Genomic DNA, 24,750 nt, shown 5'->3' with positions numbered 1-24,750 from the left:
CAAGCACAACCGACGATCATCCTGCCCAACGAGCACGGGGAACCCTACAGCTACACGCTCTCCGGCCCCGGCGATTTTCGCCGCCCCTCCGCACCGATCAGCACACGTAAGGTCTACGCTGCGGCCCACGTAATTCCGCTGATGACCGCCGATAACACTCCGGGGGCACCGGCCGCCTTGGACTGGGAAGCAACCTTGGCTTACCGCCACGAACTGTGGTCCTACGGTTTAGGCGTCGCCGATGCCATGGACACCGCTCAACGTGGCATGGGCTTGGACTACGCGGCGACCAGGGAACTCATTCAACGTTCCGCCGCCGAAGCGGCAAGGGTAGTTGCCAGCAATAACTATCCGGCGCTGACCGGGCGTAGCGTGCGTGACCTGCTGGCCTGCGGAGTCGGCACCGACCAGCTGGATCCGCTCAGTGTGCAGGCCGGCGACTTGGCCCGGGTCACAGACGCCTATTTGGAGATGCTGGGACTCGTAGAAGAGTCCGGGGCGAAGGTCATTTTGATGTGTTCGCGGGCGCTGGTCCGCGCCGCCGAATCGTCCGAAGACTACCTGAACGTCTACGGCACCCTGCTGGAGGCCGCCACCGAACCGGTGATTCTGCATTGGCTCGGAGAAATGTTTGATCCAGCGCTGGCTGGCTACTGGGGGGACACCGATATCGAGACGGCAACCGCCACCTTCGCCAGCCTGGTGGAGAACCATGCGGCCAAGATCGATGGCGTCAAGGTTTCGCTTTTGGATGCCGAGCATGAAAAGTATTTGCGCGCACGGCTGCCACAGGGTGTCCGTCTCTACACCGGTGACGACTTCAACTACCCGGAACTTATCCAAGGCGACGGCACCAGGCACTCGGATGCCCTGCTAGGCATCTTCGCTGCAATCTACCCGGCGGCCTCGACCGCACTGCAGGCCTTCGATGCGAGAGATGGACAGCGGGCACGCACCATCCTGGATTCCACTCGGGATCTGGGACTGCATATTTTTTCCGCACCGACGTTCTACTACAAGACCGGAATTGCCTTCCTTTCCTGGCTCAACGGGCACCAAGCCGGTTTCCAAATGGTCGGCGGACTGCATGCCGGCCGCTCGATTCTGCATCTGGTGCGCACGTTTGTCCTGGCCGATCAGGCCGGTCTGTTGCTGAATCCCGAGCTAGCCGCTGAACGCCTGAAACAGCTATTGGAAATTAATGGCGTGTTCTCCCCCGTCCCAACTCTGACTGGAGTCGCATGAGCTTCGAACTGGCACTGAACACCGGCACGACCCCTCAGCTGAATCTGCGCGAAGCAGTGCAGGCAGCGGCCGAGGCGGGCCTGAGCCATATTGGTCCCTGGCGCCACCTCATTAGCGACGTGGGCGGGGCAGAACCGGCGGCGAAGATCATCGGCGGCGCCGGGTTGAAGGCAAGCACGCTGTGCCGCGGCGGTTTCCTGACCAGCAATTCGGCTGCGGGGCGAAGCGAAGCGTTGGAATCGAACCGCGAGGCGATCCGCGAGGCTGCCATCATCGGAGCCAACGAGCTGATCATGGTTGTGGGCGGGCTTCCCGCCGCCGCGCATATCCTCGGTGGCCAGGGGGACAGGGCCGACAAAAACATTGTTGCGGCCCGCGACCGCGTCGCCAAGGCCCTGGGGGAATTGGTTCCCTACGCCGCCGAACATGGCGTGCGGCTGGTTCTCGAAGCCCTGCACCCCATGTACGTGGTCGACCGCGCGGTGCTCTCCACCTTGGGCCAGGCCTTGGACTTGGCCACTCCCTACCCGACTTCGACCGTGGGTGTCGTGGTGGATACCTTCCACGTATTCTGGGATCCCCAGCTTCAAGCTCAAATTCAGCGGGCCGGCCACGAGGGACGACTAGCAAGCTACCAGATCTGCGACTTCAACCTCCCGATCGCCCGCGATGCCCTGCAGTCACGGGGCATGATGGGCGATGGATACATTGAGTTCGCTTCCATCTCCCGCTGGGTCGCCCAAGCCGGATACCGCGGTCCCGTTGAGGTGGAGATCTTCAACGAAGAAGTTAATAATCAAGCCGCGGAGCTGACCATTCGCACCATGAAAGAGCGTTACGAGCAGCTAGTGCTCCCGCACCTCAATGAAGCTTCCGGGGTGCTTCCGGCGAGTGCGGCCAACTAGCTCGTATCCCTATTTCACTTAGTCAACGACATTAACCAAGGACGGGTATGACCGACTCTTCGCAGCAAGGTGCCACGACAACGAATGCGCCGGATCTCAGAGTACCGGGGATCGCGCTAGTAGGGCTGAACGGGTTCGGACGCCAGCACCTGCTGAACATCCACCGCCTCGTTGCACTGGGCAAAGCCAATTTTGTGGCCGGTGCCGGCCCCGACGATCCGGGGCCGGACATCCGCGGTGAAGATACCCCCATATTCGCTTCCCTTGATGCGCTGATCGACGCCGGTATCAGCCCGGATATCATCATTGTTTCGACGCCAATCAACACCCACCATGAACTGGCACTCAAGGCACTTGTGACCGGCGCCGATCTGTACCTGGAGAAGCCTCCTACGGCTACCTTCGCGCAATACCAGGAACTGCTTTCTGCTGCCCGGGAGGCCGGAGCCCGGGTGCAGGTCGGTTTTCAGGCAGTTGGCTCCTTGGCTTTAGAGGCTCTCGAGGAGTTTTTTGTTGATGATGCGCGTGATTCACCCATCGGCGAGTTGCGCGCTGTCGGTGCCTCCGGTACCTGGCTGCGCACTCAGGGGTACTATGATCGGGCGCCTTGGGCCGGCCACCGAGTCCTGGATGGCATCCACATTGCCGACGGGGTCATCACCAATCCGTTGGCCCACGCGGTGATGAGTGCCCTGCACATTGCCGGGGCACGCCGAGCCGAGGATGTCGCCGAACTTTCCACCGAGCTTTACCGCGCCCATGATATCGAAGCCGATGACACCTCGGTGCTCTGCCTGCGCACGGTGAAGGGGATCCCGGTGACTGCCGCATTAACCGTGTGCGCGGCCGAGCAACGCGACCCGTGGGTCACCGTCTACGGGACCGAAGGCCAAGCAACCCTGTACTACACACGAGACGAGCTGGTGGTTCGCCCCAACCCGGATCTCGGCGGTAAAGAATATATCCGCAGCTTCGGTCGAGTTAACCTGCTCGAAAATCTTGTGGATGTGCGAAGCGGCGCAGCGCCAAAACTGCTGTGCCCCGTGGAAAATGCCGGAGCGTTCATGAAAGTCCTCGAACAGGTGCGGACCTCACCCGATCCGCAAGCGATCTGCCGCAGCGATGTTTATGACGTAGGCGAAGATGGAGAATATCATCCGGTGGTTCCGGACATCGAGAAGTTCATTGACCGCGCGGTGGCCGCGCAAACTGCGTTCTCTTCCCTAGGAGCCCCGTGGGCCAAGCCGGCACCCACTAGCGGAACACTCCAAATCGCCCATCCGATAAGTGGCGATCCCGTGGAGGTTGCGAGGCTACGCACCGGAACGGACATTGCCCCGACAAACTCACCACGCCCATTCCTTGATCAGCTGCGCACGCTCGACGGTGTCACCGTCAGTGACCAGCAACCCCTGGACCACACCTGGCATCTCGGTCTGGGAGTCGCGCTGCAGGATGTCAATGGAACCAATTTCTGGGGCGGACGAACCTACACGCGCTCCGCTGGGCGTTATCTCTGGAAAGCTGACCATGGGCACATTCGCGCCGTCTGCGAGGAATTCAACGAATCCAATTCCGCTGTTACTTCGCATCTTGAATGGGTTGACCACCATGGACAAGTGCTCCTTGATGAACACCGTACCGTTCGAGCCGAGGCTTTTGAACGGTTGCAAATCCGAGGCTGGTCATTGGACTTTGAGTTTGCCCTGCAGGCGCGCGACCAGCAGGTATCGCTGGGGTCCCCTGGTTCCAACGGGCGGGACCAGGGCGGTTATGGCGGATTCTTCTGGCGCCTGCCGGCCGTGCATCGGGGCGAAATCTATACAGCAAATGCCTCCGGTGAATCGGCCGTGCATGGCTCCACCAGTGATTGGCTGGCATTTAGCGCAGTTTTTTCCGCCGATTCGGTGGGATTGGATTCCCGCGACCTGGGCCATGGGGCCGCAACGCTCATCTTCTGTTCCACAGCGCATGACCCATGGTTTGTTCGGTACTCGGGATATCCCGGCATCGGCGCATCGCTGGCGTGGGATAGCCCGGTGATTCTGGAGCCGAGCGCCTTGGCCAGCCGCAAGGTTCGGATTCTGGTCGTTGACGGAGCACTCTCCAAGCAGCAAAGTGCCCAGCTGGCCGAAATGTTCAATCAAGAATAACTTCCTATTCCATCTCGGCAGGAGAAGTATGCCCCTCAATGAATATAACCTCAAGCATGCCCAGTTGGTGGATCTGCTCGACGAGCTGGGCGCGGACGCTATCTTGCTGTCCACCGCGGGGACCCTGTCGTGGTACCTAGCCGGCGCTCGAACCCATGTTTCGCTGGCGGGTCCTCCGGCACTGCGTGTGTTGGTGCACCGCGAAGGTTGTGAGATCGCCACGCCGCTGAGCGAAGCGGACCGCTTGCTTGCCGAAGAACTGCGCAAAGTCCCCGAGGCCCGGTTGCACATTCTGGACTGGTACGAGTCCCTCGACGACTATGCGGCATGGTGCCCAGAGGTGCGTGGACTGGAGGTCTTGTCCGAGGCCCGAGTGGAGGTGCAGCTGCGAGGCTTGCGTACCGTTCTAAGCGACGCCGAGGTCAGCAGGTACCGAGGTCTCTGTGTGGCTGTCGCCGGGATTTTCACGCAAGTGCTCGGTGAGGCGAGCCCCGAAGACTCCGAACGGGATATTGCTGCCAGGCTCAGTGCCGCAGCAATCAGCCTCGGCGGCGAAGTGCTCGTGGCATTGGTCTGCGGGGATTCTCGCTCGGCATTCCGCCACCCCCTGCCCACAAAGGCCCTGCTTGGGCGCAAAGCCATGGCGGTACTCTGCGTTCGCCGCGGTGGATTGATCGCCAATGTCACCCGGTGGGTCCGTTTTGGCGACCCGTTGCCAGGAGAGCTGGAAGCAGAGCACGCGATTCTTCAGGTGGAGCACGAGATTTTCAGATCCTTGCAACCGGGCACCGAACTAAGATCGATGCTCCCCGTCGTTCAGGCCGCGTATCCTCTGCATGGGTTCGATCCCCAAGAATGGCAGAACCATCATCAAGGTGGGATTGCCGGTTACAACGGCAGAGATCCTCGCCTGACCCCAGATGCTACCGACCTCATCCGCGCGAATCAGGCTTTCGCGTGGAATCCCAGTGCGGTACAGGACGCCATGACCTTTAAAGTTGAGGATACCGTCCTGCTCATCGAGCATGGCGGTAAGCCAACCGTGGAGGTACTCAGCGTCGATCCCCGGTGGCCGGTGATTCGGGTAGGCAATTTGGATCGCCCCGCAGTGTTGGCGCGCTGAAACCGCAGAGCGAGAGGTGGGCTCCCGCAGGACCGGTTAGACCAGTTGTTTCAATTCGGTTCTCCAGCTGCGCTTTGGCTCCCAGCCGATGACGCTTCGAGCCTTCTCGATACTGAAAGCCGGAGAATCCCCGGTCAGGTTGGCCGCCAGCTCCGCCAGCTCTGGATAGATTTCCGGGATGAGCTCCGACAATGGGGAGGTAGCCATGGCGTCCTTGGCCCCCACAAAGAAGACCGAACCATTCTCCACTCGGTCAAAGCGTTCCAGCAGCAAGAGCAGAAAATCCGTGACATCCCGGGCGTCCACGTAGTTGAACAACGCCGGAGCCGACAGTTTAGGATCGGCCAAGCGTTCGGCCACGGTGTGCCCCTGCTGCGTTATGGCACCAGCCCATTCCTCTTCGGCAATGACATAGCAAGGCCGGAAGGAGGCGAACTTGACCGTGCTTGCTGGGCCCATCTTTGCGGCGAACATTGCCCCGATCTGTTCGGCAACGTATTTGGAAAGGCCGTACGCGTGCCACGGGCGCGGGGTTTCGGTCTCGTCCAGCGGCAGCTTGCCAGGCTTCCAGCCGCCCGGGGATCCGTAGCCCATGATCGATGGGCTGGAAGCCAGGACCACGCGGGTTGCCCCGGATTCCACGGCGGCTGAGGTGACGTTGTGAGCGATCGTTGCGTTGGTGCGCAGCAGCACTTCCTCCGGCGCCATAAAGGGCACCGCCATGGCCGCTAGGGAGACTACCGCCTGCGGGGTGGCTTCCTTGAACAATGCACAAGTGGCTGCGGCATCCAAGAGGTCCACGCTTCGGTAGTCGACACCGTCCAGAGGATCCTCGGGAAGGGTTCGGTCCAAGGACACAACATGGTGCCCCGCGTGGGCAAATCCGGCTACGACAGCACGACCTAGACGGCCTGATCCGCCAGTGATAATAACTTTCTCGCTCATTTTTCCGATTACACCTGAACCCGTTCCACGAGGGCTAAATTTACACCAAGTCCGGCTTGTTCTACGGCTACCGCTTGACCAGATTCCAGGGATTGGTTGCCGCAGATTCCCACGGCGATAGCTCGCGCTCCATCGAGGAATCCGGCCTGCCGTGAATACCTGTCGACTGTGGTGCCGCGGAAGAGTTCCTCCAGCAGCAGTGCATCCCCGCCGCCGTGCGAACCTTCCCCGTTGATGATTTCCAGTTCCTCGGCCGGCCCCCAGTGGCGCTGGAGGACAAGCTTCTCCCCCTTGGAGCGCACCGCGGTATTCTGTCCGTCGTCCGAGAAGGACGGATCCACGGGATTTCCCCCTGCGGCAGGAAGCACCGCTGCTCGCTCGACCACATCCAATTCCAGGCGTCCTGCGGTGCCGTTGACTGCCACCCGGTACCCCTCCCAGGGGCTGTGCGCATTCAGAGAGTAGGACAGCACCGGGCCGCCTTCGTACTCCACCGTCAACGCCAGATTATCCTCAATCTCGATCTCGCCTGCGAATACTCCTTGGTCGCGGCGGTATCCGTCATGATGTTCGCTATCCAAGTACAGCTTCTCCAGGCGACGGTCGCTGCGTAGATCCAGGTCGAAGGGATCTGCCTCGCTGTGTTCGTGGGTTCCACGTTCACTGGCCTGCTGCCCGCGCCGTGCGGCATTATCCGGGCCGTAGAATTTCAACCCTCCGGCCGCAAAGACCCGTTGCGGGGTATCGGACAGCCACCAGTTCACAAGGTCGAAATGGTGACTTGATTTATGCACCAGCAGACCGCCGGAGTTCTCCTTGATCCGGTGCCAGCGGCGGAAATAGTCCGCACCATGCACGGTGTCGAGCACCCAACTGAAGTCGATGGAGGTTACCTCGCCGATTAATCCGTCATCGATGGCCTTCTTCAACGCGGTATTGCGCGGTGAGTAGCGGTAGTTGAAGGTGACGATGACTTCTCGGCCGGTTTCCGCAACCGCCGCCGCGATACACGTGGTGCTTGCAGCGTCGATGGTCAGCGGCTTTTCAACAATCACATCAGCACCGGCACGGAGCGCGGCGCAAACGAGGTCTGCGTGGGTGTAGTCCGGACTGGTGATGATCACCCGGTTAATCTCGTGCTCGGCAACATAGTCGGCCAGTTGCGCCGGATCAAAGGCATCCAGGCGCTGCCCGAACGTCTGTTCCACAACGTCTTGGTAGTACTCGATCCGCCCGGGGTTTGGATCGGATAGTGCCACGAGCTCGGCGACGTCGCTGTGCTCACCCAGGATCGCGGTGAGGTACATTTCGCAACGGTTTCCGGTGCCGATTAGTACGTACCGGGTACGGGTAGGTGCAGTCATCTGGGTGGGTCCTTAAGAAATCGTTGACCAGCGGATGGGCTCGAACGTTTCAGCCGAGCCCACCCCTTGTGGTTATTTGATGCCGGTAGTGGCGATGCCCTTGATCAGGAACTTCTGGCCGAAGAGGAAGGCCAAGAAAACGGGCACGAGAGTAATGATCGACATTGCGAACAACGCTCCCCAGTTCGATTCGCCGGTCGAGTCGATGAAGGCATTCAACGCCACCTGAACCGTGTAGTTACTTGGATTTGTCAGGTAGATCAGCGAGGTGAAGAAGTCGCTCCAGGTCCAGATGAAGGTGAAGATCGCGGTGGTAGCCAGTGCCGGCACCATCAATGGCAAGATGACCTGCAAGAAGATGCGTGGGTGGCCCGCGCCATCGATGCGCGCGGCTTCATCCATGTCCTTGGGAATGCCACGGATGAACTGAATCATCAAGAAGATGAAAAATGCGTCCGTGGCTAGTAGTTTCGGAACGATGATAGGCCAGAAGGTGTTGACCCAACCGATCTGCGAGAACATGATGTACTGGGGAACGATGATGACGTGAATGGGAAGCATGATGGTCATCAGCATGAGCACGAACATGATCTTCTTGAACTTAAACTCCAGGCGGGCGAAGGCATAGGCCGCCATCGAACAAGAAACCAGATTTCCTAGGATGCAACCGAGCACGACGATGGCCGAGTTCATCAGGTATTTGCTGAATGGTTCCGACAGTGCGCTCCAACCGTTGGGATAGTTCTCCCATTCCACGCTCGAGATCACCAGACCGGCTTCGCGGAAGATCAGATCGTTTGGCCTGAAGGAACTGGCAATCATCCAGAGCAGCGGGTATATCATGATCAGCGCGGCCAGAATCAAAATGGTGTGCTTGATGATCGCACGTGCGCGGGTTCGTGCGCTGGGGCGGTGGCCCTTGACTTTTTTCCCCTTGGAATCGGTTCCGCCCACGGGAGGCCGACCCCCAAACAGCGCTTCTTCGTCAAGTGCCGTCAATTTATTCGCGTCTAGTTCCTCGCGCGAAGTTGAAGTCTGATTAGTCATCGTAGAACACCCAATACTTAGAAACGAAGAAGTTCAGTGCTGTGAAACCACCGACGATCAGGACCAATAGCCAAGCCATCGCCGAGGCGTAGCCCATGTCAAACTGCTTGAAGCCCTGCTGGTAGAGGTACAAGGTAAAGAACATTGTTGAATCCGCCGGTCCGCCAGAACCATTGGAGACGATGAATGCCTGAGTGAAGTTCTGGAAGGCTCCAATCACCTGCAGTACGAGGTTGAAGAAAATGATCGGGCTCAGCATCGGAAGAGTGATGCTGACAAATTGGCGCCATTTGGTGGCCCCGTCGATCGAAGCGGCTTCGTAGTACATCGCAGGGATCTGGCGCAGACCCGCCAGGAAGATCACCATCGGCGAGCCGAAGGTCCACACGTTGAGCAGAATGAGGCTGCTCAGTGACGTGCTCGGATCGGAGATCCAGCCCATGCCTTCGATGCCCACGAGTCCCAGGAGCTGGTTAACCAGCCCGGTAGTTCCAAAGATCTGCTTCCATAGCACCGCGATGGCTACGGATGAGCCGAGCATCGAGGGCAGGTAGAAGATCGAGCGGTAGAAGGACAACCCGCGCATTCCGCGATCCAACAGCATGGCGACGCCGAGCGCGACGCCGAGCTGGAGCGGAACGCCGACCAGTACATAGGTAAACGTCACGCGCAGCGAATTGTGCAGCCGCTCGTCGCTGAACATCCGTTCGATGTTGTCCATGCCGACGAATTCCGGGGCCTGCAAGAGGTTGTAGTCCGTAAATGACAAGTACAGGGACATTGCCATCGGGCCCAGCGTGATCAGGAACAGCCCGATAGTCCACGGCAGCAAGAAGAGGTGGCCGGCCTTGTTGTCTTTGGCGGGAGCCTTGCGGCCTTTGGTCTTGCTAAGTCTTGATAATTCAGCAATGGCACTCATTGACCAACGCCCTCGTTCGAAGGGGTGCGTTGGGACCCCTGGCGAGTGTGGACCAACATGGCTGACTCCTCGGTTTGATGCTTCCTAGAGAAGCTGAATAACTAATAGTTAGGAATGCGCTTTCCAAAGCGTATTCCCCCACGCTAAACTAAAAACCAACGTGAGGTCAACCACATTGAGCGCAGCAATTCAGTGAACGGTTCCACAATTCACCAAAGGCTCATGCCCCGCACCTTGCCAAGCCGGAAAATCCCCCAGAGAAAATGAAAGATTGATGCATTGACTCAAGTCAACGAGAACTTAATGGATTACATTCAGTCTATTGAACTGCTTCTGATTTCCATGCCTTTCGAGGCCGGGCGCCAAGAACTCGAAGATTCCGATGTGGAATCAATCGATACGTTCAATGCATCGTCGCGAAATTTCACACACATGGAATCCCTGATGGTCAAGGTCAGTACCAAAAACGGGCTTACCGGATGGGGTGAAGCCTTTGGCCACAAATCGAACCCCGCCACATGGGCGGCGCTGCAAGAGATCGTCGGCCCATTTTTTATCGGCAGAGAAACCGGGATCGCCAATTCCATACCCGCGGCCGAGTATGCATTTCATGCCTTTGGGCGGACCGGACCGGTGCATTACGCGCTCTCGGCTATGGACATCGCGTTGTGGGACCTCGAGGCACAACAAGCCGGAGCGACCTTGCGTGAATACATTGAGCCCGGCGCGCGAGACCAGATCCGCGCCTACGCCTCCCTGGTGCATTACGCCGAAGATCCGGATGAAGTTTCATCCCACGTGAAGCAGGCGCAAAGCCTGGGATTTACGGCCTTCAAACTGCATGAATCCAGCCGCGAGGCCATCGCAGCAGCCCGCCAGAGCATTGGCAGCTCGGCGCTCATGGTCGACGTCAACTGCGCTTGGGATCAGGACGGTGCCGCGCAGGCCATCGCACAGTTTGAAGCACTCGATCTGCTCTGGGTTGAGGAACCCGTCTTTCCTCCCGATTCCACGACGGCGCTTCGTGAGCTCAACGCCCGTTTCGCGAACATTTCCGCCGGGGAGAACCACTCGGGAGTTGCCGGGCTCATCTCAGCCATGGAGTCCAGTGCGCTCAGCTTTGCGCAACCGAGCGTCGGCAAAATCGGTGGCATCTCGGGAATGCTTGAGATCCGCCAGGCGGGCAAGCGGCTCGGCGTTCCGGTGGTGCCGCACAACTTCTATTACGGGCCTGCGCTACTTGCGAGCGCTCAAATTCTGGCGCTCGATCCACCCCAGGTTCTCACCAACGGGACCCCGCTTCCAGAGTTGGAGATTCCGTTTGTGAGATGGGCGCATACCTTGCACCCGCTGCACGCTCCGCATCAATCAGCCATGAATGGGGACGGAGCGATCCAGCTGCCGCACGCCCCCGGCCTGGGCTTCGAACCAGATGCGCAGGTTCTGGAGAAGTATCTGGTCAAACGCGTGTTGCTGAACTAACCGAGCACTTTGACCAGCAGTTCGGCCTCGTCGCTAATAATTGCATCCACGTTCTTCTCGATCAGCATTCGCATGCTCGGCTCATCATTGATGACCCACACATGAACCTGCACCCGCGCGCCGTGGACCGCACGGATAAAACGCGAGGTAACCACCGGCAGAAATCCTTGTTTGAGGGGCACCTGCACGGCCCAGAAGTCCTTAATCAGCCGTTTAGGCACGCGGCCCAGAACCATGGCGCACAACCAGATCAACGCCGTCTCACGAATACCGGGGGAACGTTTCATTTCCGTAGCAATGAGATGCTGCACCGCGGCACTGCGCGAGCTATCAAATGAGGCCAAGGCGATCTGCCGGTGGCAGCCCAGCTCTTCGATCAAAAGGGCAAGCGGCGCGATCACCGCCTCGTCCTTGACGTCGATATTCACCAACGCATCGGGAAAATTGCGCAATAATTCGGCGAGCGTGCACAACGGCTGCCCGCCTGCACGCACCGAAGCAAGTTCTTCGTCGGTGCGCTCGCCCAGCGGCCCGGTCGCATCCGTCACCCGGTCCAGGTTCTGGTCGTGGAAGGCGTAAACGGTGCCGTCCTTGGAGGCTCGCACATCCGTTTCCAAGTGCGTAATGCCCAGGTCCCACGCGCGCTGGAAGGCGATCAGCGTATTCTCTTCGCCGTCTCGCCGGACGCCGCGGTGCGTGAAAGCGTAGGTCATTTCAGCAGATCCTCGATGACCTGCGCGACTCCGTCTGCCTCGAGGGTATCCGCGGTGTGCTGCGCGGTGGCCAAGGCCAGCGGGTGGCCCGAGGCCATCGCATAACCGTGGCCTGCGTATTCGAGCATCTCGAGGTCGTTGGGCATATCCCCAAAGGCCATGACTTCATCGGCGGTAATGCCCAGCTCGCGGCAGTACACATCGAGAGTGGTGGCCTTGTGGATGTCGACGTGGGCCATTTCCAGCAGCGAAACATCGAATGCGGAGTGAGTGACCGAAAGAAGCTTTTCCAGTTCCGGGGCGACGGCAGCGTAGAACTCATCGATGGGCAGCGTTTTGGAGCGGGCCAAAAACTTCACGATGCCTTCCTGGTCGATGGCTTCCGAGTCTAGATCCAATACCGACTGGCTGCCAAGGGTCCGGTGGCGTTCGGCAAAATTTTCGCCCAGGTGCAATCCGCGAGTGGTCTCGGCCGCAAAGGCGGCGTCCGGTTCATGCTTCAGAATAATTTCGGCCGCCATTCTGGCGGTGGCCGAGCTGAGCGTGCGGGACCAGATCACGCGGTCTTGCTCTAGGTCATAGAGCACGGCCCCATTGGAACAGATCACCGTCCCCATCCCGCCGAAGGCCTCGATGATGGGGGTGAGCCAGCGGAACGGCCGGCCGGTGACGAAGACGATATGAATTCCGGCCTCGCGGGCGTCCAAGAAGGCGCGACGGGTGCGGTCGCTGATGCTGCCATCGCGCGCCACGATGGTCCCGTCGAGATCCGAGGCGATCAGCTTGATCATGAAAGCTCCTCGCGGCTCGGCGGGTTCGCGCCGGCGCGTCCCACGGTGACCGACGCCGCGCGGGCGGCAAAATCCAGGGCCTGGTTGAGCTGATCCACCGCAAGCCGGGCCAGCCTTTCACGGTTCGACGCGCCGATCAGCCCATGTTCGGCCAGCCAGCACAGCAGGGCGGCGGTGAAGGTGTCCCCGGCGCCCACGGTGTCCGTGACCTCGACGGCCTGTGCGGTGTGTTCCGATTCGCCCGCGCGCACCACTCCCCAGGAGCCGCGCGACCCGGCGGTTGCCACGACGATCGCCGGACCCATAGCCAACCAGGCGCGGGCCGACTCGTGCACCGTACGCATCGGGTAGAGCCATTTCAGGTCGATCCCCGAAACCCGAACGACATCCGCCTGGCCCACGAATTGCTCCACCTCGGCAACAGTTTGGGCGTGGTTGGTCACCAGCGAGGGGCGCAGGTTCGGGTCATAGCTGATGGTGGCGTGGCTCCGGGCGGCTGCCAGCAAGGGGAGCAGCTCGTCGGGGCTGAAGAGCGTGGCAATGGATCCGGTGTGCACCAGCTCGGAGTCCTGGGCCAGTTCGGGGCCGATGGTGGGCATCTGCCAGAAGGCGTTAAATGCGAAGGTCGCGCCGCCGGCGGGGTCCAGGATTCCGTGGGCGATCACCGTCGGCTCGTCGTCCGCGCCACCGAGGTACTTGACCTCGTTCTCCGCCAGGAAGCGTTCGATTTTTGCGCCCTTTTCGTCCTGCCCCCAGCGGGTGATCAGGGTGCCCGGGTAGCCTAGGCGGGCCAGTGAGACGGCAACGTTCAGCGGGCTTCCGCCCACAAATTCTTGCGCCGGGGCAATTCCGGAGGCCAATACGTCGACCAGCGCCTCGCCTATGACCGTCGGGTTCATCATGCTCCTTTGTAGTGCAGCGGGTACAGCGCCTTGACGCACGCCTCCCACTGATGGCTGGACGGATCGATCCAAGTGAAATGGTCGCCATCAAAAATCCGCAAGGAGTGTTGTTGGCCGAGTGCCGCCGCATGATCGGCCGCGCGCCGGGCAATTTTCACCGGGACATCCGCATCGGCCCGTCCATGAAAGATTACGACACGCGCCCCCGTCGGCCATAATTCCACGGGGTTCAGCGTGGACAGATCACAGTCGCCGAGCATTTCGTTGACCGCGTCGTTGCTCAGCCGCAGCGTCCGGGCAAGCTGCAGATCGAGCAGGCCGGCCTGCGAAATCACCTGGCTGACCCGCTCCTCATGGGCGGCGAGCAGGCAGGCGAGGTGCCCGCCGGCGGAATGCCCGATCAGGGTGATCGGGCCTTCCTCCTTGATCAATGCCAGCGCAAGCCGGGCATCGGCCAGCATTTTTGCCGCGCTGCCCGGCCCGCGCCGGTATTCGAGGTTGTAGGTGGGGAAACCGCGTGCTGCCAGATCCAAGGCCAGCGGTTCACCGAGCTGCGCGGTGTACTTTTCGCGCCAATATCCGCCGTGGATGATCATCACCGCACCGAGCGCGGTGGCCTCCTGCGGCGCGTAGAAGCGCAGCCATTGGTCCTGATGCGCCCCGTAGTGCATGGCTAGTTTCCGGGGAAGTTCGCGGCGCGTTTCTCAACGAAGGCCGCCCGGCCCTCTACGGAATCGGCGGTGTTAAAGGCCTCGTGGAAGCTCTGGGCCTCCAGCTCGAGAGCGTCATGGACGTTGACCGAGTCCATTTTGACCATGGCGCGCTTGGCGTTCGCCACGGCGGTCGGGGAAACCTTGGCCATCTCTTCGATGGTCGCGACGGCTTCGGTCAGCAGTTCTTCCGGGGCTACCAAGCGGTTAGCCAGGCCGATGCGCAGTGCCTCATCGGCCTTGATCCGGCGGCCGGTGAAGATCAATTCGCGGGCCATCGCATTGCCCACGCGGCGTGGCAGGCGTACCGATCCACCGAAGCCGGGCACCAGGCCGAGGGTGACCTCCGGCTGTCCGAAGCTTGCCTTTTGCGAGGCGTAGATGAAGTCGCAGGCCAAGGCCAGTTCACACCCGCCACCCAGGGCGAATCCATTGACCGCGGCGATCACCGGCAACTGCAGCGATTCGAGCCGCTCGGTGACCTGGTGCATGCGTCGGCCATAGGCCTCGGCCGCAGTCGCGTCCATCGTATTCATCTGCACGATATTTGCCCCGGCCACAAAGGCTTTCTCTCCCGCGCCGGTGATGACCACTCCGCGGTGCTTGAACCCGCTGGCTTCAAGGTAGTCGACGGCCCGCTCGAGGTCTGCAACGACCTCCAGGGCCAGTGCGTTCATCGAGGCAGGCCGGTTGATGGTGATAATCAGGGCGCTGCCCTGGGTGCTCAGACTGAGGGTATCGAGTTGCTCCATATGGCCTACTCTCTCATGTCTCTAGCGTGGCTGACTAGGTTATTATCGGCGCTTGCGGGACTTAGCACCGCCCGAGCGCGCTTTGGCCTTAGTTTGTTTTTCCTGCTTTGCGCGCAGCTTCGCCTTTTCCTTGGCCACCGCACGCAGCTTGTCATTAACCGCTTTGGCTTCTTGCTGGGTGCTGCGCACCGAGGCCTGGCGGGAGGAGTTTGCGCTGCGTCCGCGGACGATGCCGATGAATTCGTCGACCAGTTCGGTGTCGGCCAGTCCGGTGGGCCAGGCGATCCCGATTTGCGTTCTCGCTCCGCCCTCGATGAGGCGATAGACCACGTCTTTGCGCTGGTACAGCCGGGCGATGCTCTGCGGAACGCGCAGCACCTGCGCGCCGGAGGCGACAACTTCCATCGCGATCGGGATCCCGCCGGCTTCTTCCGGGTACTCGGACAGGTCAAGCTGCGGGAATTTCGCCACTTCCTGCTCGTCGATGGTTTCCTCGTGGTACTCGACGTCGTGGTCTTTGGCCGCGCAGACGACCTCGAGCTCTTCGTAGAGCGGAATGAGATGCCGCGTGGCGTCCTTCGGCGAATCCCCGACGTAGCGCACGAAGACGGCATCGGCCTGATCGGTTGCCAGCAGGCCGAGGATGTCCTCGCCGTCATAACGCGAAGCCTGGAATTCGACCTGCGGGTAGCGTTCGGTGAAGCGATCCATCCACTTGCCCGGGGTGACGCCTGCTACGTAGGAAACTCGAAGTTTTTGCACGGTTAAAGCCTACTGGTCTTTTGCTGGGGTGCGGTGCGGTTAAAGCACTGCGGCGGGCCGGGAAAGATCCGTGCCCGCCGCAGTTCAAGCTTCGCTTACTTGTCGGTCTTGACCACAAGCACGTCGCATGGTGCCGAGTGGGCTACCGAGGAGGCGACCGAGCCGAGCACGCGGCCCAGACCCTTCATGCCCACGTTGCCGACGACGATCATCGATGCGCCGCGGTCGGTTGCATCGGCGATCAGGACGTCGCCTGGCTTGCCGTGGCCGGCAGCGGCGCTGATCTTCACGCCTGGCACCGCGTTGCGCACGTCATTTGCCACACGCTGGGCCAGCTTGCGAGCCTGCTCGGCGTCGTCGAGGATCCAGGTGTCGCTGCCGATGGAGACGACCTCCGTGTTGTCCGAGGCGTGAGCGGTGAGCACCACCAGATCGGCGTCGAGCTTCACGGCAAGTTCGGCGGCCCGGCGAGCTGCACGCTGAGCGGTTTCGGAACCGTCAACACCTACGAGGATGGTTTCAGACATTATTTCTCCTTGAGTTTTGGATTGCTTCGGAAGTATTCGAGGCATACACCAACTGTGATGCCTACCACTTTATGTGCTTAGTTGGCTTTTTGTCGCAAAAAGTCCACGGCGCGCTGCCAGGCGAGGTCCGCGAGCTGGGCGTCGTAATTGCCCGCCGGGTTCTCGTCGTTGTGGAATGCGTGCTTGGCGTCGTAGTAGAAGTACTGCACCTCGGCACCGGATTCACGGCGGATCCGTTCCTCCTGGGCCTTGGCCTCGGCGGCCGGATAGGAGTCGTCGAAGTTCGCGTAGTGACCCTGGATTGCCGCGCGCACGCCGCTGAATTCATTGGGCACACCCTGGCCGACACCGTAGAACGGAACCGCAGCGCCGATCTTTTCGCCCTGCTGAGCGGCCAGCTGCAAGACGAAACCGCCACCCATGCAGAATCCAATGGCTCCCAGCTTGCCGCTGGTGACATGGTCGCTGGCGAGCAGGTAGTCCACCGCACCAGAGAGGAGCTCTGCGCCCTTTTCCTCGGGCAGTTCGGACATCATCCTGCCGGCCTCGTCACCATCATGGGTGATCGAGCCGCCGTAGAGATCCGGAGCCAAGGCGACAAAGCCCTGGTCGGCGAGCCGGTCTGCGATATCGCGAATATGGTCGGTGAGCCCCCACCATTCATGGATCACGATGACGCCGGGGCCTTTACCGGACTCGGGAAGCGCAAGATAGCCGTGCGCCTGCGTTCCGGACGATTCGAAGGTTACGTTCTGGTGCGGGGTTTTGACTGCCACTTCGCCTCCTGAGCTGTATTTATCTCCAGTCTATGCATGGCGGTGCGCTTTGGCATTGACTGTCATCACAATTAGCTGGATTTTGCCGAAACTACGCTGTTAGCTCGACCTCACCGATTCGCTCCAGGGCGTCGACAACTAGATCCCAGAAGCGTTCGTGATCCAGATCCACGGCCACCGAGGTATGGCAGTCGGCCGAGGCCGGGGCACGGAAGTCAGCTACCGTCATCCCCAGGGTCAGTTCGCCGCGCAGTTCAACGCTGACCGGCGCGCGCAGGGTACGCACCACGGTTGGATCGATCACATATGCCACGGCGCAGGGATCATGCACCGGCGGGGCGTCGAAACCCTGGTGGTCATGATAGGCCTGAGCGAAGAAGTCCATGAGCTCGCGCACGAACTTCGCCGGGCCGGTGCCGATTTGCTCGATGCGCCGCACGACGTCCTTGGTGGCCAGCGCCTGGTGCGTGAGATCCAAGCCCACCATGACCACCGGCCAGTTCTCATTGAAGACGATATGCGCCGCTTCGGGGTCGATCTTGATGTTGAATTCGGCCACGGCGCTCCAGTTTCCGGTGTGGTAGCCGCCGCCCATCAGCACGACCTCGCGCACGCGCTCGACGATGCGTGGCTCGCGGCGCACCGCCAACGCGATATTCGTCAACGCTCCGGTAGGTACCAGCGTGATCTCGCCCGGTTCGTGCGACATGATCGTCTCGATGATCAGGTCCACCGCATGGCGCTCGTCCAATTCGATGCGCGGCTTAGGCTGGGCCGGGCCGTCCATCCCGGAGTCACCATGCACCTGGGGAGCGGTTTCGATATTGCGCACCAGCGGGCGCGCGCACCCGGCAGCGAATGGCACCCCGGTGATCCCGGCGATGGTGCCCACCGCCAGTGCGTTGTCGGTGACTTTATCCAGCGTCTGATTGCCGACGACGGTAGTTACCGCAAGCAGCTCGATCTGCGGATTTCCGTGAGCCAACAGGATGGCGACCGCGTCGTCGTGCCCTGGGTCGCAGTCAAGGATGATCTTACGTGGTGTGCTCATTTGCGCCCTTGATCCGCCCGATAGCCGGCTATCGGGAGTTCGATGTGTGGTTACCCTTGATTCTTCCTCGGATAACGCAAAGCGTCAAGCGCTTAACTCCCGACGTTGCGCACGCTCGACGGCGCACTAGGATGGAGCCATGAACAATGGTGATTCGCCGAAGCAAACCCAGCCAGCGCGCAAGGTCACCGCTGCCATGGTCGCGGCCCATGCTGGAGTTTCCACGGCAACTGTCTCGCTGGTGGCGAACGGCAAGTCCAGCGGCCGAGTCTCCAAAAGAAATGAAGCCCGAGTTCGCGAGTCGATTCGCGAACTCGGATACTACGTAGACAGCATCGGCAGCTCGCTGGCACGCGGGGTCAGCTCGCTGGTCATTCTGGTGGCCCCGGATATTTCAAACCCCTTCTTCGCCAAGCTCATCGCCGGAGTTCGCGGGGTCCTCGGGGAGGACTACCAGCTGCTGCTTTCGGTCACCGACGCCGGCCTATCACCGAGCGCCGCCGAAACCCGGCGCCTGCTGGGCTTGCGCCCGGCCGGATTGCTCGTCCATGCACCTACACCTGAATTCCTTGCCGAGCTATCCAGCCCCCTGCCAATGATCGCCCTCGATGCACCGGATGCGCCAGAAAATGTTCCATCGGTAAATTTTGACGTGCTCCAAGGCGCACGGGACGTGGCGGCGCACCTCGCCGCACAGGGTCACCGCAAGGTTGGCTATCTGGACGCAAACACCGGAACCGCCACCCTGCGCATGCGGCGCGAAGCCTTTCTGAGCGCGGCGGCCGAACACGGCATGGAAGTTCCGGCGGACGCAATCAGGTCCTCAACCATTGAAATGGGAGACGCGGCAGCGACCTTCTCCGCGAACTGGAAGCAGTGGAAACACGCGGGCATCACGGCGTTGGCCTGCGCCACAGATACGCACGCCTACGGCGTATTGCATGGAGCAAGCGTCGTGGGAGTGCGGATCCCCCAAGAGTTGGCGGTCACCGGCTTCGATGACCTGCCTTTTTCCGCCACCTCAAACCCTTCGCTGACCAGCGTTCGCCTCGACGCCCAAGCCGTAGGCATTGAGGCTGCCCAGGCATTGCGCACCCTGATCGAGGGCAAGGACCTCGAGCGATTCCAATTGCTGCTTTCCAGCGAACTGATGGTTCGCGCCTCGAGCGGTGGGGCCCAATAACTACTCGATGAGCTTTCCGCTCTTGGCAACTTCCGGATCGGTGCAGGAAGACAGGTCAAAGCAGCAGGGGCGCCGTTTGCCGTCGCGCAGCTTGGAAATGCTGACCTCCACCCGCCGCTGACGCGTCGCGGCGTTCTTCGTCGATTTGACCCACCGCGCCCATTCCCATCTGGCCATGGGGGTCAGCCCTTCCCAGGTGTCCTGCAGATCGCTCGCGTCCTCAAGGGCGCCGGCTAGATCTTCCGGGAGGGTTACCTCGGGCCACTGCTCGGCGATCGTCACCTGCAATATGGGTCTCTGCCCGAGTTCAAGACCAAGCTGTTCGGCAGGCAGCCAATGTCCACGCCGCCCATCTGGCTCCACGACGACACTTTGGTTTGAATCCACCAGCCGCACAGCCACCTGGCCGCGACTGGGAAGTTTTTGACTGGATTCTTGATCAAAGCGCAATACCAGTCGATCCTCGACTTGGTGCACAGTTCCGGCTAGTTCGATGCTTTGGTTAGTGCCTGCCATGATGCCCCCACCGTTTCGGTAATCCAATGAATCCGATTCTATGCGATGGGCGGTGAAGGAAATCTGTCCGGGCAGAAGGTCGGGAAAAGTGGTTCTTCCCACGCCCGGCGAATAATTTTTCTCGGTTCGGGAGAATGGCGCAGATAACGTGGAGCAAATCCGTGCGACGTTTTGCTCGGCTCGCTGGGAGTTGGGCATTCGCACCCCCAAGGAGCCTCCAGCTGCTATTTTGCGTCTTGAACCGAATCCAAGATCGCCCTGCGAGTTAACGAAAAGAACCCCTCACTTCGTCTTTTCAGACTAGTGAGAGGCTCTTTTTCTCATGTGCGCGAGGGGGGACTTGAACCCCCACGCCCCGAAGGGCACTGGCACCTGAAGCCAGCGCGTCTACCAATTCCGCCACTCGCGCATGATTCCCGCTCTCGCGGCAACAAGAAATAGCTTACACGCACTTTTCGCCGTTCGCCTAATCAGAGGGCCCACATGTGCTTAGCGCCACATGAAACCTTTTGGGCCGTTGGGGCGTTGAATATGATGCCAGTCGTTCCTTCAAGGATATTTCCGGGAATTGCACAGCTGTAAACAGTAAGATCGATAATGAAGTTCTGTGTCTCGAAGGCATCAGACTGAGACCGCAAGGCCTTGAAACGCCGTGGACTACAGGAAAGGAGCACACGCAATGAGCTTTCTCGACAACGTCGAACGAGGCTTAGAGAAGGTCGTCACCAGCTTCTTTCGTGGCACCAGCACCGCAGACATCAAGCCGGTTGAACTCACCAGCGCCCTGCGCAACGAAATGGATCGTGGAATTCTTGCGATCAGCGAGGGCCGCAGTCTTGCTCCGAACGATTTCATCGTCTCGTTGAGCGACAAGGATTTTGCAACGGCCAAGTCGTGGGGCTCACCCGTAGTCAACGAGATGGCTAAGGTGACCGCGGAACATGCCGTAAGCCAAGGCTATTCGGTCCAAGGAAACATCATGATTCATTTCGTGAATTCCCAGGAGCTCAAGCCCGGCGAAATGGAAGTTTCCGGTTCCATCAAGGACTCCAGCGCTAACTCGGTAGCTTCGGCTCCGGTCAAGGCAAAGGCCCCCAAACCGCAGCAGGACCAGGGCGCCGCAGCTGCGGATCCCAAAACCACCGCACAACCACGCCCTACTCCCCCACCGGCGGCGCCAGCAGCCGCTCCGCTTCCCAAGCAGGCGGTTGTCGAGGTAAATGGGCAACGCTTCGCGCTTCATCACCATTCGATCGTGCTTGGGCGCTCGGCGAGCACCGACATCCCCGTGGATGACACCGGCGTTTCGCGGCAGCACGTCCGTTTCGAAACGAAGGGCAAAGGCGCTTATGCCGTCACCGATCTAGGTTCAACCAACGGCACCTATGTGGACGGTAAAAAGATTTCGGGCGAGACGCGTATATTGGACGGTTCGATCATCACTATCGGACAGACCAAGATAGTCTTTCGCCTAATTACGCCTAGCAACGGAGGCCGTGCATGAATGATCTGGTTCTCAACCTGTTCCGACTTGGCTTTCTTGTCTTGATTTGGCTGCTCGTGCTGAGCATCGTCGGTGCGATGCGCCGTGACTTGGTGATCGGCACGCGAGCTCGAACCGGAGCACCTAGCGCCCGGGCACTGAAAAAGAATCCAGAACTTGCCGAACCAGAGATCAGCACGCGCAAGGCAGTACATACCCTACAGATCGTTGAAGGCCCCCTGGCCGGGCGCAGTATCCCGTTGCAGGGCCAGCCGATCCTGTTCGGTCGCGCCCAGGATGCCACCGTGGTACTTGAAGACGACTATGCCTCGGGCCGCCATGCCCGACTTTTCCCACAGGGTTCGCGTTGGTTCATCGAAGACCTTGGCTCCACCAACGGCACCTTCGTAGGCGACAGCCAGCTCACCCGCGCGCAGCCGGTCGAACCGGGACAGCGCATCCGCATCGGGAAGACTGTCCTGGAATTGAAGGCCTAGCCAATGGCTTTAAAGTTTAAGTTCGCGGCGATGTCCGATGTCGGACGCGTGCGCAAAAAGAACGATGACTCCGCTTACGCGGGAGAATATCTTGCGGTACTCGCCGACGGCATGGGCGGACACGTCGGTGGCGATGTGGCCTCGGCATCCACCGTGCTAGATCTGGTGCATCTTGACCATCGATACACGGCAGACCCGCAAAATGCGCTTCCCGATGAAATTCAGGCGGCTAATCTGGTTCTCAACGAACTAGTGGGCGCGAACCCGAAGCTTTCGGGAATGGGCACCACCGTCACCTCGCTGTTGCTCTCTGGCCAGACCCTGCACATGGCGCACATTGGCGACTCCCGCGCATACCGGCTGAAAAACAACGAGTTTGAACAGATCAGCCGTGACCACACGTTCGTGCAGCGGCTTGTCGAAGAGGGGCGCATTCAACCCCACGAGGCGGAGACCCACCCGCATAAGAACGTGCTGTTGCGCGTGCTCGGCGATTCGGATGCCTCCCCCGAACTGGATGTGCAACAGCTCGAGGCAACCGCCGGCGAACGCTGGCTGCTGTGCTCCGATGGGCTAACCGATGCGGTAGCCGTGCCCATTATCGAACAAATCGTGCGTGGCACCGCAGATATGGATGCGGCCGTCAATGAACTCGTGGCCACGACCTTGCGCAATGGCGCCCCGGATAACGTCACGGTGGTGCTCTTTGAGCTGGTCGAGGTCGATGAATCCGAAGATGCCGAACCCTCGGTTCTCGAGCCGGCCCCGGATACCGGACAGCTGACCATCGCCGCCGAAGGCGATGTTGAGGCGAGCGCGTCGGTCCTGCGCCATGAAATTTCCCAGCGCCCCCACCTCCTGGTCGGAGCCGCGCAGCTTGCCACACAGACCGGGCAGATACCGGTGGTCACCCAGCACACCGGTGAGCGTCGCGCCGCCGCGTTGCTGACGCACCGCTCCCCTGCTGCCGGCGAAATCCTCGATCCGCTCGAGTCGCGGGTTCCGCACCGCCGTTGGATCATGCCATTGCTGCTGACCATGATCACCCTTTTGGTGATCGGGCTCGGGGTCTGGGGTTATCTGTGGACACAAACCCAGTTCTACGTTGGCGCTGTCGGAGATAAGGTCGCCATCTACAAGGGCGTACCGCAGGAGCTTGGCCCCATCTCACTATCCGAGGTTGATACGGTCAGCAATATCCCGCTCGAAGCCTTGCCAGAGTATTCGCGTCAACGAGTGGAATCTTCCATTCCGGCAGACAGCCTTGAACACGCAAGCATGATGATTCAAGAGTTGCTGGTGACAGCGAAACAGAATTGTCCGGTCTTGGCGCCAGGTACAGACGGTGCCAGCGACGACCTTCCACTTCCGCCAGCCTACTGTCAGGAGATCATGCGATGAGCGAACTGCACACCGCACCGGTTCCACGGCGCAACCTTGAGCTGGTCCTGTTGCTGCTGGCCTTGAGCGTCGGCGCCGCTGCCTTCTTCCTCGTCGGAAGTTCCTCGGACAGCGACGACACTAAAGACTTCTTTGTGCAGACCGGGGTTTTGGCTGGACTCGCGCTGTTGCTGCACATCATGCTGCGCATCTTCGCTAAATATGCCGATCCGGTAATACTTCCCATTACGGTGGCCTTGAACGCTCTTGGCCTGGCCATGATCCACCGTATTGACTTGGCCAAAACCACAAGTCAGTCGATGCGGCAGCTGCTTTGGACCGCCATCGCGGTCATCATCGCCGCCATCGTTCTGTGGGCGATTCGCGATCATCGAGTGCTTCGCCGATTCACCTATATCGCCTTGTTGGCATCCATTATCTTGCTGCTGCTGCCGATGATTCCCGGGTTCGGCGTGACCATTAACGGTGCCCGCATTTGGGTTCGGCTCGGCGCATTCTCGATGCAGCCCGGTGAGCTGGCAAAGATCACCTTGTCGATCTTCTTTGCCGGATATCTTTCCTCCAACCGAGATCTGATCTTGATGGCCGGGCGTAAAATCGGCCCGTTGCAATTGCCGCGCCGTCGCGATATGGCCCCGATGGTGGTGGCCTGGATCTTGTCCATCGGAGTGCTGGTGGTCCAGCGCGACCTAGGTTCCTCGATTCTCTTCTTCGGCCTGTTCATTGTGATGATCTATGTGGCTACCGCGCGCATCTCCTGGGTGCTGATCGGCTTGCTCATGGTCGCGGCCGGCGGTGTCTTCGCAGCCACCACGATGAGCCACGTGACCCGGCGCGTCGATGTTTGGCTAAATGCCTTCGACCCGGAGATCTACCAGGCCAGGGGCGGCAGCATGCAGATTGTCGAAGGGCTATTCGGCATGGCCGATGGTGGCCTCTTCGGCACCGGCTTAGGCGAGGGATCCCCATACCGGGTGCCGCTAGCGAACTCGGATATGATCATCGCTTCCTTCGGTGAAGAGCTCGGCCTGATCGGCCTGACGGCAATTATCCTGCTGTACATGCTGCTGATCAGCCGCGGTTTACGTGCCGCGTTGGGTTCGCGTGATACCTTCGGCAAGCTGCTTGCGGCGGGGCTGTCCTTCACCCTGGGGCTGCAGTGCATCGTCATCATCGGCGGCGTAACACGTTTGATTCCACTGACCGGTCTGGCCACTCCATTTATGGCTGCCGGCGGCTCCTCCTTGCTCGCCAACTGGATCATCATCTCCTTGCTGCTGATGATTTCGCATAACTCGCGCCGACCGATGACCGGCGGCGTGGGACCAACCGACGAGATTGCGACCCCGGGAGCCACGACCCCTAAGGCGGTGAAGAACGTATGAATCAAGCCATTAAGCGCGTCTGGATCGCGCTGACCATGATGTTTGTAATTTGCCTGGCGGGATTGAGCTACATCCAGTTCTTCAGCTCCGAGAAACTTGCCGAGAACTCGTTGAATAA

24 protein-coding genes and 1 tRNA gene are annotated in these 24,750 nt (G+C 60.4%); 10 read left to right on the top strand and 15 right to left on the bottom strand.

The genetic code is table 11. The features are described 5' to 3' along the window. The first annotated feature begins 21 nt into the window (after positions 1-21). From CIK76_RS01095 to CIK76_RS01080, 4 genes are read left to right on the top strand one after another with little or no spacing between them, the layout of a single operon-like run. Complete coding sequence (locus CIK76_RS01095; RefSeq protein ID WP_255248304.1) at positions 22-1,245, top strand: dihydrodipicolinate synthase family protein; 1,224 nt, start codon at positions 22-24, stop codon at positions 1,243-1,245. Beyond that, entirely contained in the window at positions 1,242-2,150 is a 909-nt protein-coding gene (locus CIK76_RS01090; RefSeq protein WP_096282949.1) for a sugar phosphate isomerase/epimerase, read from the top strand. Before CIK76_RS01095 ends, CIK76_RS01090 begins: the two co-directional genes overlap by 4 nt. 47 nt (positions 2,151-2,197) lie before the next feature. Continuing rightward, on the top strand, positions 2,198-4,303 hold the full coding sequence (locus CIK76_RS01085) for a DUF6807 family protein (RefSeq protein ID WP_096282948.1): 2,106 nt from the start codon (positions 2,198-2,200) through the stop codon (positions 4,301-4,303). A gap of 28 nt (positions 4,304-4,331) precedes the next feature. Continuing rightward, on the top strand, positions 4,332-5,426 hold the full coding sequence (locus tag CIK76_RS01080; protein WP_096282947.1) for a M24 family metallopeptidase: 1,095 nt from the start codon (positions 4,332-4,334) through the stop codon (positions 5,424-5,426). A 36-nt stretch (positions 5,427-5,462) separates the two neighbouring features. Here CIK76_RS01080 and CIK76_RS01075 read toward each other — a convergent pair whose 3' ends face one another. The 4 genes from CIK76_RS01075 to CIK76_RS01060 form a co-directional block, all read right to left on the bottom strand. Then, positions 5,463-6,371: an NAD(P)-dependent oxidoreductase gene (locus CIK76_RS01075; RefSeq protein ID WP_096282946.1), complete on the bottom strand. Its 909-nt coding sequence runs from the start codon at positions 6,369-6,371 to the stop codon at positions 5,463-5,465. An 8-nt stretch (positions 6,372-6,379) separates the two neighbouring features. After that, entirely contained in the window at positions 6,380-7,735 is a 1,356-nt protein-coding gene (locus tag CIK76_RS01070) for a Gfo/Idh/MocA family oxidoreductase (protein WP_096282945.1), read from the bottom strand. A gap of 72 nt (positions 7,736-7,807) precedes the next feature. Then, the gene (locus CIK76_RS01065) at positions 7,808-8,782 is read right to left on the bottom strand and encodes a carbohydrate ABC transporter permease (protein WP_096282944.1); all 975 of its coding nucleotides are present in this window, start codon (positions 8,780-8,782) and stop codon (positions 7,808-7,810) included. Beyond that, positions 8,775-9,701, bottom strand: a complete 927-nt coding sequence (locus CIK76_RS01060; RefSeq protein ID WP_096282943.1) for a sugar ABC transporter permease — start codon at positions 9,699-9,701, stop codon at positions 8,775-8,777. The genes CIK76_RS01065 and CIK76_RS01060 overlap by 8 nt, the downstream gene beginning before the upstream one ends. A 303-nt stretch (positions 9,702-10,004) precedes the next feature. Between CIK76_RS01060 and CIK76_RS01055 the strand changes: the two genes are divergently transcribed. Continuing rightward, the gene (locus CIK76_RS01055; RefSeq protein WP_096282942.1) at positions 10,005-11,183 is read left to right on the top strand and encodes a mandelate racemase/muconate lactonizing enzyme family protein; all 1,179 of its coding nucleotides are present in this window, start codon (positions 10,005-10,007) and stop codon (positions 11,181-11,183) included. Here CIK76_RS01055 and CIK76_RS01050 read toward each other — a convergent pair. From CIK76_RS01050 to CIK76_RS01010, 9 genes are all read right to left on the bottom strand, one after another. After that, positions 11,180-11,896: a glycerophosphodiester phosphodiesterase family protein gene (locus CIK76_RS01050; protein WP_096282941.1), complete on the bottom strand. Its 717-nt coding sequence runs from the start codon at positions 11,894-11,896 to the stop codon at positions 11,180-11,182. The two genes, CIK76_RS01055 and CIK76_RS01050, sit on opposite strands and share 4 nt — an antisense overlap. Beyond that, the gene (locus CIK76_RS01045; protein ID WP_096282940.1) at positions 11,893-12,687 is read right to left on the bottom strand and encodes an HAD family hydrolase; all 795 of its coding nucleotides are present in this window, start codon (positions 12,685-12,687) and stop codon (positions 11,893-11,895) included. The genes CIK76_RS01050 and CIK76_RS01045 overlap by 4 nt, the downstream gene beginning before the upstream one ends. Further along, on the bottom strand, positions 12,684-13,589 hold the full coding sequence (locus CIK76_RS01040) for a carbohydrate kinase (RefSeq protein ID WP_308727238.1): 906 nt from the start codon (positions 13,587-13,589) through the stop codon (positions 12,684-12,686). The genes CIK76_RS01045 and CIK76_RS01040 overlap by 4 nt, the downstream gene beginning before the upstream one ends. Beyond that, a complete protein-coding gene (locus CIK76_RS01035) occupies positions 13,586-14,260 on the bottom strand; it encodes an alpha/beta hydrolase (RefSeq protein ID WP_096282938.1) in 675 nt (224 codons plus the stop codon). Before CIK76_RS01035 ends, CIK76_RS01040 begins: the two co-directional genes overlap by 4 nt. 2 nt (positions 14,261-14,262) lie before the next feature. Continuing rightward, positions 14,263-15,051 (bottom strand): enoyl-CoA hydratase-related protein, encoded by a 789-nt coding sequence (locus CIK76_RS01030; RefSeq protein WP_096282937.1) that lies wholly within the window; start codon positions 15,049-15,051, stop codon positions 14,263-14,265. 42 nt (positions 15,052-15,093) lie between these two features. After that, positions 15,094-15,813, bottom strand: a complete 720-nt coding sequence (locus CIK76_RS01025; protein ID WP_141393423.1) for a LysR family transcriptional regulator substrate-binding protein — start codon at positions 15,811-15,813, stop codon at positions 15,094-15,096. Positions 15,814-15,908: 95 nt separating this feature from the next. Further along, entirely contained in the window at positions 15,909-16,340 is a 432-nt protein-coding gene (locus tag CIK76_RS01020) for a universal stress protein (protein WP_096282935.1), read from the bottom strand. Positions 16,341-16,417: 77 nt separating this feature from the next. Beyond that, positions 16,418-17,116, bottom strand: a complete 699-nt coding sequence (locus CIK76_RS01015) for a dienelactone hydrolase family protein (protein WP_096282934.1) — start codon at positions 17,114-17,116, stop codon at positions 16,418-16,420. A gap of 91 nt (positions 17,117-17,207) precedes the next feature. Then, positions 17,208-18,167, bottom strand: a complete 960-nt coding sequence (locus CIK76_RS01010) for a nucleoside hydrolase (protein ID WP_096282933.1) — start codon at positions 18,165-18,167, stop codon at positions 17,208-17,210. A gap of 139 nt (positions 18,168-18,306) precedes the next feature. Between CIK76_RS01010 and CIK76_RS01005 the strand changes: the two genes are divergently transcribed. Next, complete coding sequence (locus CIK76_RS01005) at positions 18,307-19,350, top strand: LacI family DNA-binding transcriptional regulator (RefSeq protein ID WP_255248297.1); 1,044 nt, start codon at positions 18,307-18,309, stop codon at positions 19,348-19,350. Here CIK76_RS01005 and CIK76_RS01000 read toward each other — a convergent pair whose 3' ends face one another. Continuing rightward, entirely contained in the window at positions 19,351-19,866 is a 516-nt protein-coding gene (locus CIK76_RS01000; RefSeq protein WP_096283002.1) for a YdeI/OmpD-associated family protein, read from the bottom strand. Positions 19,867-20,191: 325 nt separating this feature from the next. Then, positions 20,192-20,275 (bottom strand) — tRNA-Leu (locus CIK76_RS00995). A 270-nt stretch (positions 20,276-20,545) separates the two neighbouring features. Between CIK76_RS00995 and CIK76_RS00990 the strand changes: the two genes are divergently transcribed. Genes CIK76_RS00990 through CIK76_RS00975 form a run of 4 tightly spaced genes read left to right on the top strand, consistent with a single transcriptional unit; the run spans position 20,546 to position 24,632 of the window. Then, positions 20,546-21,370 (top strand): DUF3662 and FHA domain-containing protein, encoded by an 825-nt coding sequence (locus CIK76_RS00990; RefSeq protein ID WP_096282932.1) that lies wholly within the window; start codon positions 20,546-20,548, stop codon positions 21,368-21,370. Then, positions 21,367-21,846 (top strand): FHA domain-containing protein, encoded by a 480-nt coding sequence (locus tag CIK76_RS00985; RefSeq protein WP_096282931.1) that lies wholly within the window; start codon positions 21,367-21,369, stop codon positions 21,844-21,846. The genes CIK76_RS00990 and CIK76_RS00985 overlap by 4 nt, the downstream gene beginning before the upstream one ends. A gap of 3 nt (positions 21,847-21,849) precedes the next feature. Then, positions 21,850-23,247 carry a PP2C family serine/threonine-protein phosphatase gene (locus tag CIK76_RS00980; protein ID WP_096282930.1) on the top strand — a complete coding sequence of 466 codons (1,398 nt, stop codon included), beginning with the start codon at positions 21,850-21,852 and terminating at the stop codon, positions 23,245-23,247. Further along, a complete protein-coding gene (locus CIK76_RS00975; RefSeq protein ID WP_096282929.1) occupies positions 23,244-24,632 on the top strand; it encodes an FtsW/RodA/SpoVE family cell cycle protein in 1,389 nt (462 codons plus the stop codon). Before CIK76_RS00980 ends, CIK76_RS00975 begins: the two co-directional genes overlap by 4 nt. The last annotated feature ends 118 nt before the right edge of the window (positions 24,633-24,750 follow it).

Source organism: Glutamicibacter sp. BW80 (assembly GCF_002332385.1).
Taxonomy (GTDB): Bacteria; Actinomycetota; Actinomycetes; order Actinomycetales; family Micrococcaceae; genus Glutamicibacter.
This window is presented reverse-complemented; position numbering and strand designations above follow the sequence as displayed.